Raw genomic sequence first — 14,570 nt, forward strand, 5'->3', positions numbered from 1 at the left:
CGGGCAGTTCAGCGGCCCAAATCCGGGCCGCAAGGAAGTTAATGGCTGACGTTGTCGACGGCGATCGATTCGCCGTTGACGTCGGCGTAGTGCGGTTGGCGTTTGGCGATGATCAGGTAGAGCATCGCGGCAATGCCGGCGCCCACCAGCCAGGAGAACGGCGAGATGCTGTGGAAGCCCGGCACCAGCGCCAGGACGATGGCGATCAACGCTGCCGGAATGAACGCCGCCACGGCACGGAAATTCACTCCACGGCTGTAGTAATAAGCGCCGTGGGGATCTTCGCTGTACAACTGCGGGACGTTGATCCGGCCTCTGCGGATCAACCAGTAGTCGACCATGATCACCCCGTACAACGGGCCGAGCAGTGCGCCGAGGCCGGAGAGGAAATACACGATCACCAGCGGGCTGTTGTAGAGGTTCCACGGCAGGATCAGCACGGCGATGGTCGCGCTGATCAGCCCGGCGCGGCGGAAGGTCAGGTACTTCGGCGCCAGGTTGCTGAGGACGAACGCCGGGGCGACGAAGTTGGCCATGATGTTCACCGCCACGGTGACGATCAGGAACGCCAGGCAACCCAGTACCAGGAAAAACGTGTTGGGGATCGAAGCGATGATTTCGGTCGGGCTTTCGATGATTCGCCCATTGATCTGAAATTGCGCACCGCAGAGCAGGACGGTGATGGTGGCGAACACCAGAATGTTCACCGGCAGTCCCCAGAAGTTGCCGATCTTGATGGTCTTGCGGCACGGCGAGGAGCGGGCGAAGTCGCAGAAATTGAGGATCAGCGTGCCATAGATCGCCAGCCACAAGGCGCCGCCGGCAAAGATGTTGCGCCACATCTCGCCACCGCTCAGCGGTTCGCGGATCGACCAGGCAATCGTGGCGTTGGCCTGGGTGTACATCCACGCGGCGAGGGCGGCGACGGTCAGCAGAATCACCGGGCCGGCAAAAGCCTCGTAACGGCGAACCATTTCCATGCCGTAAGCGAGAATCGCCAGCTGCACGAACCAGATCGCCACGAAACACACCCAGCCCAGCGACGACAGGCCGAGGATCGAGTTGTGGTCGTAATCGGCGAAACCGGGGTGAATCGCCGTCAGCAGCACACGAAACACCACCGACGCCAGATACGTCTGAATGCCGAACCAGGCGATGGCGATCACCGCACGGATCAATGCCGGAATCTGCGCGCCGTGGATGCCGAAACTGATCCGGCTGATCACCGGAAACGGCACCCCGGTTTTCTGCCCCATGTAGCCGGACAGGTTCATGAAGAAGTACACCAGCGCCGCGCCGATCCCCAGCGACAGCAGAATCTGCCAGCCCCCCAGGCCCAGCGCGTACAGACCGATGGCGAACGAATAGTTGGCGATGTTGTGCACATCGTTGGTCCACAGGGCAAAAATGCTGTACTTGCCCCAACGCCGACCCTCGGCCTTGGTCGGCGCCAGATCGCGGTTGTGCAGACGGGGGCTCAGTTGTAACGGTTCAGTCAGACCATCGTGGGGCAATGGCTGGTCGAGGGCAGAGGCGGGCAGATTCAGCGCGATGTTGTTGGAGAGACTTGTACGCATTCCGGCAGGCTCCTGATGGGCGGGGCCGCGATGACTGTGCATGAGCGCTCAGGCTCGACAAATCTTCGTCGCGGCCAGCAGACATCACTGGTTACGGGGCATCTGCAGCCTGTACGGGATAGGGCGCTTCAGGCTTGCGGATCGAAAGTGTGGATTGATGTTTTGCGGTTTTGTATACAAAACATGTATGCACTAAAGCCAGATCTGTGCCAGTTAGCGGTCTATGGAGCACCGTGCTCATTTCGAAAAGTTATCGATGAATGCTAAGTGCTTGAAAGTAAGTGGTTATAAATTGACCAATTGAACAGGTATTTATTTTTTACGGGGGATTTTGCGGAGGAGGTAAAGCAGAGGGGCGTTCAGCAGGGATGTAACTTTTCAGGGCGCGAAAACAAAAAGTGCACACATAAATGGCACCGATGGTGACATTCGTGTGTACACATTTTTTTCATGGCACCACAAAGCAAATGTGGGAGCGGGCTTGCTCGCGAAGGCGTTTTACCAGTCAACAAATCCGGTGACTGACAGACCGCTTTCGCGAGCAAGCCCGCTCCCACAGAGGGGGCATCATTGGGGCGGAGATTTACGCCTTGCTGATGATATTCCCCGCATGCAGCCCGCATTCTTTCTGCGTCGCCTCTTCCCACCACCAGCGGCCTTCGCGCTCGTGCTGGTTTGGCAGGACCGGACGAGTGCACGGTTCGCAACCGATGCTGATGAAGCCGCGTTCATGCAGGCTGTTGTACGGCAGCTCAAGCATGCGGATGTAGCCCCAGATCTCTTCGCTGGTCATCTGTGCCAGCGGGTTGAACTTGTACAGGGTGCGCTCGGCAGTGGAGAACGCGGTGTCGATTTCCAGCACCGCCACCGCGCTGCGGGTGCCCGGGCTCTGGTCGCGGCGCTGGCCGGTGGCCCAGGCTTTGACGCCGGACAGTTTGCGCCGCAGCGGTTCGATCTTGCGGATGCCGCAGCATTCGCCATGGCCATCTTTATAGAAACTGAACAGGCCTTTTTCCTTCACGAACGGTTCCAGCTTTGTGTAGTCCGGCGACACCAGTTCGATATCGATCTTGTAGTGCTCACGCACCTGATCGATGAAACGGTAGGTCTCCGGGTGCAGGCGGCCGGTGTCGAGGCTGAACACCTTGACGTTCTTGTTCAGCTTCCAGGCCATGTCCACCAGCACCACATCCTCGGCGCCACTGAAAGATATCCACAATTCGTCACCGAACTCGGCGAAGGCGAGTTTCAGGATGTCCTGGGCGGATTTGTTGGCATAGGTCGTGGCGAGTTCCACGACATCGAACGTTGGGCTCATCAGGGCGGCTTCCTACAGGTCGGTGGCGCTGGGCGCTCTATATGGCGGCGATGTTAACAAAAAGCGGCGGGGTAGAGTGTGCCTGCTGCGTTGCGTGGTCGCGGGGGAGTCGCTAGAGTTCTGGCTCGCTCGACTCAATAATCACTACAAACGGGAGTGTCTTGTGGAAATTGCTTGCCTGGATCTTGAAGGGGTACTGGTACCGGAAATCTGGATCGCCTTTGCCGAAAAAACCGGAATCGAATCCCTCAAGGCCACCACCCGGGACATTCCCGATTACGACGTGTTGATGAAGCAGCGTCTGCGCATCCTCGACGAGCATGGCCTGAAGCTCTCGGACATTCAGGAAGTGATCGCCACCCTCAAGCCGCTGGACGGCGCGGTGGAATTCGTTGACTGGCTGCGCGAGCGCTTCCAGGTGGTGATTCTCTCGGACACTTTCTACGAATTTTCCCAGCCGCTGATGCGTCAACTGGGCTTCCCGACCTTGCTTTGCCATCGCCTGATCACTGACGACAGCGGCCGGGTGACCAGCTATCAATTGCGTCAGAAAGATCCCAAGCGTCAGTCGGTGCTGGCGTTCAAGAGCCTGTATTACCGGGTGATTGCGGCGGGCGATTCGTATAACGATACGAGCATGCTGGGCGAGGCGGATGCGGGGATTCTGTTCCATGCGCCGGACAACGTGATTCGCGAGTTCCCGCAGTTTCCGGCGGTGCACAGCTTTGCCGAGCTGAAGCAGGAATTCCTCAAGGCCTCGAACCGGGATTTGAGTTTGTAATTACAACATTGTGGCGAGGGAGCTTGCTCCCGCTCGGCTGCGCAGCAGTCGTAAGATTTTGGGGAGCGCTTCGCACTCCAGCGGGAGCAAGCTCCCTCGCCACAAAAACTTATAGGTTTTGCAGGGTGTCGAGCAGAACTTTGACCTTGGTAATCGACTCCTGATACTCCGCCTGCCAGTCCGAGTCGGCCACGATCCCGCCACCACCCCAGCAGCACACCTGCCCATCCTTGACCAACAGACTGCGAATCGCGATGGAGCTGTCCATCTCGCCGCGCACGTCCAGATAAAGTAACGAGCCGCAATACAACCCGCGCCGGGTCGGTTCCAGTTCATCGATGATCTGCATCGCGCGAATCTTCGGTGCGCCGGTGATCGAGCCACCGGGGAAGCTGCCGGCGATCAGATCCAGTGCGTCGCGATCCTCGGCCAGTTCACCGGTAACGCTGCTGACCAGGTGATGCACATTCGGATAGCTTTCCAGACTGAACAGCTCCGGCACCCGCACCGAGCCGATGCGGCAGGTGCGGCCGAGGTCGTTGCGCAGCAGATCGACGATCATCAGGTTTTCCGCGCGATCCTTGGGGCTGGCCAGCAGTTCGGCGGCGTTGGCCGCGTCTTCGGCGGGCGTCAGGCCACGCGGGCGGGTGCCCTTGATCGGGCGGGTTTCCACTTGTCGTTGGCTGACTTTGACGAAACGTTCCGGCGACAAACTCAACACTGCGTCGCCGTCGGGCAGGCTCTGGAAGCCGGAAAACGGCGTCGGGCAGGCCTCGCGCAACGCGCAATAGGCCAGCCACGGGTCGCCCTGACACGGCGCACGGAAACGCTGGGCGAAGTTGACCTGATAGCAGTCGCCGGCCTGAATGTAGTGATGAATGCGTTCCAGCGCCTGGCGATAGTCATCGGCCGACAGGTCGGCGGTCATCGGCGTGTTCAGCTTGAATGGCGTCAGCGTCGCTGAGGTCGGCTGGCTGAACAGCGCGATCAGCCGTTGCCGTTCGCTGGCGGCCAGTGACGGGTGAAACACCAGTTGGCTGGTGGCGGTCTGGTGATCGCTGATCAGCGCCCAGTCGTACAGACCGAACCGCGCGTCGGGCAATTGCAGATCATCCCGAGCCTGGCTCGGCAGGTGTTCCAGATGCCGACCGAAGTCGTAGCTCAGATAGCCGATCAGGCCGCTGGCGAACGGCAGTTGATATTCCGCAGGCAATTGCGCTTCGCCCAGACGGCTCAGATTATCCCGCAGGCGTTGCAGGAACAGGCTGCCGCTTTCGTCGGGCAACACCGCCAGTTGTTCCAGCGGCCAGGCGCTGAGCAGGTCATAACGGCCACGGTCGGCACTCGGCCGGCCGCTGTCGAGCAGCACGGCGCCGGGCGCATGGCGGATGGCCGCGAAGTAGTCGGCGGGGTTGGCGCGGTAGGGCAGCGGGTGTACGGAACAGGTCAACATGGGCGGGGCAGATCGGCCATCGAGGCGGGGTGGGGATTGTAGTCCTCTCGGCTGCCAGATCAAAATCAAAAGCTACCCCCTCACCCCAGCCCTCTCCCCCAAGGGGGCGAGGGGGAAAGGGGGCGGATCTTCATGCTTTTCAAAATCTGAGTTCGACTCGAACTTGCAGGTCGATGTACTTCGAGCATCCAACACGGTCAGTCCCCTCTCCCTCCGGGAGAGGGCTAGGGTGAGGGGCTCTTCAGCTTTTCAGCTTCAGCCCTCGACCGCCGGAATATGCCCAAACATTTCTTGGGTAAACGCCACCCGTTCCTCGACCGACTCCGTTACCCCACGCGCCTTCAGCTCCTCCAGATGCGCCTCGACCGCGTGCGTACGCTGGGTCAGCCCGCAATCGTTGGCAATCTGGATATTCAGCCCCGGTCGCGCATTCAGCTCGAGAATCAGCGGGCCTTTTTCCTGGTCCAAGACCATGTCCACGCCGATGTAACCCAGCCCGCACAGCTCATAACAGCCGGCGGCGAGCTTCATGAAACCGTCCCAGTAGGGCAGTTGCACGCCGTCCACCGCGTTGGTGGTGTCGGGGTGTTTGTTGATGATGTTGTTCAGCCAGGTACCGCGCAGGGTCAGGCCGGTGGCCAGATCGACACCGACACCGATGGCGCCCTGGTGCAGGTTGGCCTTGCCGCCGGACTGGCGGGTCGGCAGGCGCAGCATGGCCATCACCGGGTAACCCATCAGCACGATGATGCGGATGTCCGGCACGCCTTCGTAGCTGATGCTCTTGAAGATCTGATCCGGGGTCACCCGGTATTCGATCAGTGCGCGGTCACGGTGACCGCCCAGCGAATACAGGCCGGTGAGGATGCTCGAGATGTGGTGCTCGAGTTCTTCGTGGGCGAGGATCTTGCCCGAGACTGTGCGGTAGCGGCCCTCGAAGCGGTCGGCGATGACGATGATGCCGTCACCGCCGGCGCCTTGGGCGGGCTTGATCACGAAGTCGTTGTGCCCGCCGATGATCGCGTCGAGCTTGTCGATTTCCTTCTCCGTGGAGATCACGCCGTACAGCTCCGGCACGTGAATGCCGGCAGCGATGGCGCGCTCCTTGGTGATGATCTTGTCATCGACGATCGGGTACAGACTGCGCTTGTTGTACTTGAGCACGTAGTCGGCGTTACGCCGATTGATGCCCATGATGCCCCGGGCTTCCAGCGCCTTCCAGGTCTTCCAGAAACCGAACATCAGGCGTCAGCCTTCTTCAGGAAAGCCTTGAAACGCACCAGTTCGGTCAGGCGATAACCGCGATAGCGACCCATCGCCAGCATGAAACCCACCAGAATCAGCAGGATCGCCGGGAAAGTGAACACGAAGTACACCAGCTCCGGCACGGTCATGATCAGGTGCGCCAGCGAGGCGGCGAACAGGGTGCCAATCGCCACTTTCATGGCATGGCTGGCGCCGCGTTCTTCCCAGGTGATCGACAGGCGTTCGATGGTCATGGTCAGAATCACCATCGGGAACAGCGCCACCGACAGACCGCGCTCCAGACCAAGCTTGTGGCTGAACAGGCTGATCGCTGCGATCAGCACCACCACGAAGGTCAACACCACCGACAGACGCGGCAGCATTTGCAGCTTCAGGTGTTCCAGGTACGAGCGTAATGACAGGCCCAGCGCGGTGATCACGGTAAACAGCAGGATGCCGAAGCCCAATTGCGTTTCGCGGAAGGCCAGGGCGATCAGCACCGGGGTGAACGTGCCGAGGGTCTGCAGGCCGATCAGGTTACGCAGGATCAGGATCACCAGCACGCCGATCGGGATCATCACCATGATCATGAACGTCTGCTGGGTCTGCAGCGGCAGGCCGTACAGCGAGTATTCGAGGAAGTTGGCGTCAGTGTTTTCGTCGGTCAGCTTGGCCAGACGAATCGCGTTCATCTCGCTGTTGTTCAGGCTGAAGGTCACGTTGGCTTTCTTCGCGCCCTCAATGGTGATCAGGTTTTCATCACCGGTCCACCACAGCAGGCGGTCGGTCGGCAGGCCTTGCTCGCCGGTTTCCGGGTTGAAGTACAGCCAGTCGTTGCCGTTGAAACTGCGCAGCCACAGTTCCGGGGTTTGCGGTTGATCGGCGACGAGGCGGATGGTGTGGACTTTTTCCACCGGCACATGAGCGATGGACAGCAGCAGCTCGACGATTTTCGCTTTGTGCGCGGTCGACGGGTCGCCGGCCAGCAGCAGTTTGACGTTGTCATCGTTGGCGTTGTTGACGCGTTTGATCGCTTCGCCGATGAAGGTTTCGACGTCGGCCGAGTGCTGGCGGATCGGCGCGAGCAAGGCTTCGGCGGCGATTTTTTCCGGGCCTTCGATGGCGATGCTGTCGCGGAAGGTCGGGCCTTTGATCTTGGATTTTTCCGCGGTGTAGCGCTTGGTCAGCACCAGACGGTAATAAAGGGTCTGGTTGCCCTTGGCCCGGCGCGCCGACCAGGTGACCTTGCGGTTGCCGTCGACGCGGTTGACCGCCACGCCGTAATTATTGGAGATAAAGCTTTCGTTGAGGCTGACGTAATCGCGGCTCAGGGGCGGCACGAACATCTGGACCTTCACCGGGTCCTTGGTACTGGCGACGAACTCGACTTTGGCGTCGATGTTCCACAGGTCGTCGGTGGCGTCTTCGGTCACCGGAATGCCGAGCACGAAAATCTGATAGGCCGTAACCGAAACGCCCAGGAGCACCAGAATGGTGATCAGGATTTTCAGGTGGAAGGTTAGAGAACGCATGGAAATTACTCGGCGGTATGAGCGGCGATGGTGCAGGCGGGTTTGCCGGCAGCGTATTTAAGACTGGGGTCGACCAGCGCATCGAAGCGTTTCAGCGCTTCGGAGCCGATCAAAAGCGGGTATTGGAACGCACTACGGTCGGTCAGGTTCACTTCGATGCTGCGCAGCGCCGTGCCCATGCAGATATCCAGTTCGATCACCGGGCGGGCCGTGTATTGCTTGCCTTCTTCCGGGTCGTAGTCGCCGGCGCGGCGCTTGATCTTGCTGACGCGGGCCAGCGGCCGCTCGATCGGGTGCGAATGCGCAGCATCGATCGCCAGGTAGAAGCGCACCCAGGACTCGCCGTTACGTTTGAAGCGTTTGATGTCGCGGGCACTCAGCGAGGCGGTCTTGGCGCCGGTGTCGAGTTTGGCCGCGACTTCCAGATTGATGCCATCAAGCGCTGCATATTCGTTGAGGCCGTACACGGTTTTTTCCCCCGCCGTGGCGAGGCCGGGCAGGCAAAACAGCGCAAAAAATGTGGGGAAGGGCTTGAGTCTCATAAATCCTGGTGCGCAGCGTTCCGTTTTCGGTTCAGGTTCCTGGCAAAACTGCGCAAGCTCCTTCGTGTGCCTATCAGCTTTTTATGACAAGCCGTACAAAAGGCCAGCAAATGCGGGCGGCATTCTAGCACGGTGGTTTTATGGCGCCAGCGCCCGCACCGGTCTATAACCCTTGGGTAATCCTGTGGGAGCGAGCCTGCTCGCGAAGGCGGTGCTTCATCCAGGCAGATGCTGGCTGACACTACGCTTTCGCGAGCAGGCTCGCTCCCACAGGAATTAAGTGATCAGCGGGCGATTGCCTAGGGTTATTAGACAATTGTCGACAATGCGTATTTATCCTTTGACTGATGTGGGCGAATTGGCTAGTTTTTGCCGCATTGGATTTAAAGGTGTCGACAATATGCTGGATCAACTCGATCCCCCGGTCATCAGCGGCGACGATTCCGAGACGCTCTCGGAAAACGTCTTCCGGCGCATCCAGGCGGCCATCGTCAAGGGCGAGATCGCCCCGGGCAGCAAGATCTCCGAGCCCGAGCTGGCGCGCACCTACGGCATCAGTCGCGGACCGTTGCGCGAAGCCATCCACCGACTCGAAGGCCAGCGTCTGCTGGTGCGCGTACCGCATGTCGGCGCGCGGGTGGTGTCGCTCAGTCACGCCGAATTGCTCGAACTCTACGAAATCCGCGAATCCCTCGAAGGCATGGCCTGTCGGCTGGCGGCCGAGCGCATGAGCGTCGAAGACATCGACGAATTGCGCCGGGTGCTGGAAACCCACGAGCGCGACGCCGCGTTCCAGGCCGGTGTCGGCTACTACCAGCAGGAAGGCGATTTCGACTTTCACTACCGAATCATTCAGGGCAGCGGCAACCGCACCCTGACCCAGATGCTCTGCGGCGAGCTGTACCAACTGGTGCGAATGTACCGCATCCAGTTTTCCACCACGCCGAACCGGCCGCGTCAGGCCTTCGCCGAACACCACCGGATTCTCGATGCCATCGCCGACCGTGACGGCGAACTCGCGGAATTGTTGATGCGCCGTCACATCGGCGCCTCGAAACGCAACATCGCCCGTCATTACCAGGACGGCGCCGACAATAAGACAGCCACTGAACGAGGTGAGTCATGAGTTCCAAGCAGAACACTCCAGGCCAGCGTTTCCGCGATGCGGTCGCCAGCGAGCATCCATTGCAGGTGGTCGGCGCGATCAACGCCAACCACGCGCTGTTGGCCAAGCGTGCCGGGTTCAAGGCGATCTACCTGTCCGGTGGCGGGGTGGCCGCAGGTTCCCTCGGCGTGCCGGACCTGGGCATCACCGGCCTGGATGACGTGCTGACCGACGTGCGGCGCATCACCGACGTCTGCGACTTGCCGCTGCTGGTGGACGTCGACACCGGTTTCGGCGCCTCGGCGTTCAACGTGGCGCGCACCGTGAAGTCGATGATCAAGTTCGGCGCCGCGGCGATTCACATCGAAGACCAGGTCGGCGCGAAGCGCTGCGGCCACCGTCCGAACAAGGAAATCGTCACCCAGCAGGAAATGGTCGACCGCATCAAGGCCGCGGTCGATGCCCGCACCGACGACAGCTTCGTGATCATGGCGCGGACTGACGCACTGGCGGTTGAAGGTCTGGAATCGGCACTGGATCGCGCCGCGGCGTGCATCGAGGCCGGCGCCGACATGATCTTCCCGGAAGCCATCACTGAACTTGAGATGTACAAGCTGTTCGCCAACCGGGTGAAGGCGCCGATCCTCGCCAACATCACCGAGTTCGGCTCGACGCCGCTGTACACCACCGAGCAACTGGCCGGCGCCGACGTGTCGCTGGTGCTGTATCCGCTGTCGGCGTTCCGCGCGATGAACAAGGCCGCGGAAAACGTCTATACCGCGATCCGCCGCGACGGCACCCAGCAGAATGTCATCGACACCATGCAGACGCGCATGGAGCTTTACGATCGCATCGACTACCACACCTTCGAGCAGAAGCTCGATGCGTTGTTTGCACAGAAGAAAGGCTGAACAAGATCCCCTGTGGGAGCGAGCCTGCTCGCGAAAGCGGTGAAACAGGCAATAACAAAGTGACTGACACGACGCTTTCGCGAGCAAGCCCGCTCCCACACGTTTCCCCTACAAATTCAAGAAAATTGGAGACAGCAATGGCCGAAGCAAAAGTACTCAGTGGCGCCGGGCTCCGGGGCCAGGTTGCCGGGCAAACCGCACTGTCCACCGTGGGCCAGGCCGGTGCCGGGCTGACCTATCGCGGCTACGACGTGCGTGAACTGGCAGCAGACGCGCAGTTCGAAGAAGTGGCTTACCTGCTGCTGTACGGCGAGCTGCCGACCCAGGCACAACTTGACGCCTACCAGCAAAAGCTGAGCAAGCTGCGCGACCTGCCGCAAGCACTGAAAGAAGTGCTCGAACGCATCCCCGCCGACGCCCATCCGATGGACGTGATGCGCACCGGTTGCTCGTTCCTCGGCAACCTCGAGCCGGAGAAAGACTTCTCCGAACAGCGCGACAAGACTGACCGCCTGCTCGCCGCATTTCCGGCGATCATGTGCTACTGGTATCGCTTCAGCCACGACGGCAAGCGCATCAACTGCGTCAGCGACGAACCTACGATTGGCGGCCACTTCCTGCACCTGCTGCACGACAAGAAGCCGAGCGAACTGCACGTCAAAGTGATGAACGTGTCGCTGATTCTTTACGCCGAGCACGAATTCAACGCCTCGACCTTCACCGCGCGGGTTTGTGCATCGACCCTGTCGGATCTGTATTCCTGCGTCACAGCGGCCATCGGCTCGCTGCGCGGCCCGCTGCATGGCGGCGCCAACGAAGCGGCGATGGAAATGATCGAGCGCTTCTCGTCGCCGGAAGAGGCGATCAAAGGCACCCTCGGCATGCTCGAGCGCAAGGACAAGATCATGGGCTTCGGCCACGCGATCTATAAGGACAGCGATCCGCGTAACGAGGTGATCAAGGGCTGGTCGAAAAAGCTCGCTGACGAAGTCGGTGACAAGGTGTTGTTTCCGGTTTCCGAAGCCATCGACAAGACCATGTGGGAGCAAAAGAAACTGTTCCCCAACGCCGACTTCTACCATGCCTCGGCGTATCACTTCATGGGCATACCGACCAAGCTGTTCACGCCGATCTTCGTCTGCTCGCGCCTGACCGGCTGGGCCGCGCACGTGTTCGAACAGCGCGCCAACAACCGCATCATCCGTCCAAGCGCCGAGTACATCGGCGTTGAGCAGCGCAAGTTCGTGCCAATCGAACGTCGCTGAATGGTGGACCTGCCACCCGGGTAACTGGATAAACCGGGAACCAATGTGGGAGCGGGCTTGCTCGCGAATGCGGTGTATCAGTCGACAAATCCGTTGAATGACACTCCGCCTTCGGGAGCAAGCCCCCTCCCACAGTTGACCGAGTCCACTTCAGTGCCGGTGCCGGCCCCACCCTTTGAAACTACCGTGACCCGAGTCCTGACCCGATGAACACAGAATTCCGCAAAAACCTGCCCGGCAGTTCCCTGGATTATTTCGACGTCCGTGCGGCGGTCGAGGCGATTCAGCCCGGCAGTTACGACACCCTGCCGTATACCTCCCGCGTGCTGGCGGAAAACCTTGTGCGTCGCTGCGACCCGGCCACGCTCACCGATTCGCTGAAACAGCTGATCGAGCGCAAGCGCGACCTCGACTTCCCGTGGTTCCCGGCGCGCGTGGTGTGCCACGACATTCTCGGCCAGACCGCACTGGTCGACCTCGCCGGCCTGCGTGACGCAATCGCCCTGCAGGGCGGTGACCCGGCGCAGGTCAACCCGGTGGTGCCGACGCAACTGATCGTCGACCACTCGCTGGCGGTAGAAGCGGGCGGTTTCGACAAGCAGGCCTTTGAGAAGAACCGCGCCATCGAAGACCGCCGCAACGAAGACCGTTTCCACTTCATCAACTGGACCAAAAAAGCCTTCAAGAACGTCGACGTGATCCCGCCAGGCAACGGCATCATGCACCAGATCAACCTGGAGAAAATGTCTCCGGTGATCCAGGTGCGCGACGGCGTGGCATTCCCCGACACCTGCGTCGGCACCGATAGCCACACCCCGCACGTCGACGCGTTGGGTGTGATCGCCATCGGCGTTGGCGGCCTCGAAGCCGAGAGCGTGATGCTCGGCCGCGCCTCGTGGATGCGCCTGCCGGAAAGTGTCGGCGTCGAACTGACCGGCAAGCTGCAACCGGGCATCACCGCCACCGACATGGTGCTGGCGCTGACCGAGTACCTGCGCAAACAGAAAGTCGTCGGCGCCTGGCTGGAGTTCTTCGGCGAAGGCGCGTCCGCACTGACCCTCGGCGACCGCGCGACCATCTCCAACATGGCCCCGGAATACGGCGCCACGGCCGCGATGTTCTACATCGATCAACAGACCATCGACTACCTGAAACTCACCGGTCGCGAAGACCAGCAAGTGCAGCTCGTCGAGCAGTACGCCAAGCTCAACGGCCTGTGGGCCGACAGCCTGAAAGGCGCGCAATACGAGCGCGGCCTGAGCTTCGATTTGTCTTCGGTGGTGCGCAACATGGCCGGCCCGAGCAACCCGCACGCCCGCGTCGCGGTGTCGGATCTGGCGGCCAAAGGCATCTCCGGGCAGTGGGATGATGTGCCGGGGCAGATGCCCGACGGCGCGGTGATCATCGCCGCCATCACCAGCTGCACCAACACCAGCAACCCGCGTAACGTGATCGCCGCCGGCCTCTTGGCGCGCAATGCCAACAAGCTTGGCCTGACCCGCAAGCCGTGGGTCAAATCCTCGCTGGCGCCGGGTTCGAAAACCGTGGCGCTTTACCTCGATGAAGCGGGGCTGACCACCGAGCTGGAGCAACTTGGTTTCGGTGTCGTCGCGTTTGCCTGCACCACCTGCAACGGCATGTCCGGCGCCCTCGATCCGGTGATTCAGCAAGAGATCATCGACCGCGATCTGTATGCGACCGCCGTGCTCTCCGGCAACCGCAACTTCGACGGCCGCATTCACCCCTACGCCAAGCAGGCATTCCTCGCGTCGCCGCCGCTGGTGGTCGCTTACGCCATCGCCGGCACTATCCGTTTCGACATTGAGAAGGATGTGCTGGGCGTGGTCGACGGCAAGGAAATCCGCCTGAAGGACATCTGGCCGAGCGACGAAGAAATCGACGCGGTGGTGAAATCTTCGGTCAAGCCGGAGCAGTTCCGTCAGGTCTACATTCCGATGTTCGCCGTCCACGAAGACACTGGCCCGAAAGTCACGCCGCTGTACGACTGGCGCGAGATGAGTACCTACATCCGCCGTCCGCCGTATTGGGAAGGTGCGCTGGCCGGCGCGCGGCCGCTCAAGGGCATGCGCCCGCTGGCGGTGCTCCCGGACAACATCACCACCGATCACCTGTCGCCCTCGAACGCGATCATGCTCGACAGCGCCGCCGGTGAATATCTGGCGAAAATGGGCCTGCCGGAAGAGGACTTCAACTCGTATGCCACACACCGTGGCGACCACTTGACCGCGCAGCGTGCAACCTTCGCCAACCCGAAACTGTTCAACGAAATGGTCCAGGAAAACGGCAAGGTCAAACAGGGTTCGCTTGCGCGGGTCGAGCCGGAAGGCCAGGTGATGCGCATGTGGGAAGCCATCGAAACCTACATGGAGCGCAAGCAGCCGCTGATCATCATTGCCGGCGCCGACTACGGTCAGGGTTCGTCCCGCGACTGGGCGGCGAAGGGCGTGCGGCTGGCGGGCGTGGAAGCGATCGTCGCCGAAGGTTTCGAGCGTATCCACCGCACCAATCTGGTGGGCATGGGCGTATTGCCGCTGGAGTTCAAACCGGGCTCAGATCGCCACACGCTGGCCATCGACGGCAGCGAAACCTACGACGTGATCGGCGCCCGCACCCCGCGCGCCGACCTGACGCTGGTGATCCACCGCAAGAACGGCGAGCGCGTTGAAGTACCGGTGACCTGCCGTCTGGATACCGCTGAAGAAGTGTCGATCTACGAGGCCGGCGGCGTGTTGCAGCGCTTCGCCCAGGACTTCCTCGAAGAGTCGGCGGTTGCCGTATAAAACAAGTTAAGCGACCAAGGGATGATGAGTCCCTTGGTCC

Annotated in this window: 11 protein-coding genes; 5 read left to right on the forward strand and 6 right to left on the reverse strand. The window is 61.0% G+C overall.

Annotated features, from left to right (window positions below):
* Positions 1–38 precede the first annotated feature (38 nt).
* Both M0814_RS04620 and M0814_RS04625 read right to left on the reverse strand, forming a co-directional pair.
* On the reverse strand, positions 39–1,577 hold the full coding sequence (locus M0814_RS04620) for an NCS1 family nucleobase:cation symporter-1 (protein WP_103486532.1): 1,539 nt from the start codon (positions 1,575–1,577) through the stop codon (positions 39–41).
* Positions 1,578–2,160: 583 nt separating this feature from the next.
* Positions 2,161–2,895, reverse strand: a complete 735-nt coding sequence (locus M0814_RS04625; protein WP_103486531.1) for a phosphoadenylyl-sulfate reductase — start codon at positions 2,893–2,895, stop codon at positions 2,161–2,163.
* A 163-nt stretch (positions 2,896–3,058) separates the two neighbouring features.
* On the opposite strand from M0814_RS04625, the gene thrH reads away from it, so the two are divergent.
* Positions 3,059–3,676 (forward strand): bifunctional phosphoserine phosphatase/homoserine phosphotransferase ThrH, encoded by a 618-nt coding sequence (thrH, locus tag M0814_RS04630; protein WP_003223261.1) that lies wholly within the window; start codon positions 3,059–3,061, stop codon positions 3,674–3,676.
* 109 nt (positions 3,677–3,785) lie between these two features.
* On the opposite strand, the gene pabB is transcribed toward thrH, so the two are convergent.
* The 4 genes from pabB to M0814_RS04650 all read right to left on the reverse strand — a co-directional run bounded on the left by pabB (position 3,786) and on the right by M0814_RS04650 (position 8,448).
* Entirely contained in the window at positions 3,786–5,129 is a 1,344-nt protein-coding gene (gene pabB, locus M0814_RS04635; RefSeq protein WP_103484625.1) for an aminodeoxychorismate synthase component I, read from the reverse strand.
* A 255-nt stretch (positions 5,130–5,384) separates the two neighbouring features.
* Positions 5,385–6,371 (reverse strand): alpha-L-glutamate ligase-like protein, encoded by a 987-nt coding sequence (locus M0814_RS04640; protein WP_103484624.1) that lies wholly within the window; start codon positions 6,369–6,371, stop codon positions 5,385–5,387.
* Positions 6,371–7,906, reverse strand: coding sequence for an inactive transglutaminase family protein (locus M0814_RS04645; protein ID WP_003223266.1), 1,536 nt, complete (start codon positions 7,904–7,906; stop codon positions 6,371–6,373). Before M0814_RS04645 ends, M0814_RS04640 begins: the two co-directional genes overlap by 1 nt.
* Positions 7,907–7,911: 5 nt before the next feature.
* Positions 7,912–8,448, reverse strand: coding sequence for an ATP-dependent zinc protease (locus M0814_RS04650; protein ID WP_103484623.1), 537 nt, complete (start codon positions 8,446–8,448; stop codon positions 7,912–7,914).
* Positions 8,449–8,851: 403 nt separating this feature from the next.
* Here M0814_RS04650 and M0814_RS04655 point away from each other — a divergent pair, with 403 nt between their 5' ends.
* From M0814_RS04655 to acnD, 4 genes are all read left to right on the forward strand, one after another.
* Complete coding sequence (locus M0814_RS04655; protein ID WP_174377155.1) at positions 8,852–9,574, forward strand: GntR family transcriptional regulator; 723 nt, start codon at positions 8,852–8,854, stop codon at positions 9,572–9,574.
* On the forward strand, positions 9,571–10,464 hold the full coding sequence (gene prpB, locus M0814_RS04660) for a methylisocitrate lyase (RefSeq protein WP_003223269.1): 894 nt from the start codon (positions 9,571–9,573) through the stop codon (positions 10,462–10,464). The genes M0814_RS04655 and prpB overlap by 4 nt, the downstream gene beginning before the upstream one ends.
* 137 nt (positions 10,465–10,601) lie before the next feature.
* Positions 10,602–11,729, forward strand: a complete 1,128-nt coding sequence (prpC, locus tag M0814_RS04665) for a 2-methylcitrate synthase (RefSeq protein WP_003223270.1) — start codon at positions 10,602–10,604, stop codon at positions 11,727–11,729.
* A gap of 206 nt (positions 11,730–11,935) precedes the next feature.
* Positions 11,936–14,530 (forward strand): Fe/S-dependent 2-methylisocitrate dehydratase AcnD, encoded by a 2,595-nt coding sequence (gene acnD / locus M0814_RS04670; protein WP_103484622.1) that lies wholly within the window; start codon positions 11,936–11,938, stop codon positions 14,528–14,530.
* Positions 14,531–14,570 lie beyond the last annotated feature (40 nt).

Source organism: Pseudomonas sp. MWU12-2020 (assembly GCF_023100605.1).
Taxonomy (GTDB): Bacteria; Pseudomonadota; Gammaproteobacteria; order Pseudomonadales; family Pseudomonadaceae; genus Aquipseudomonas; species Aquipseudomonas fluorescens_H.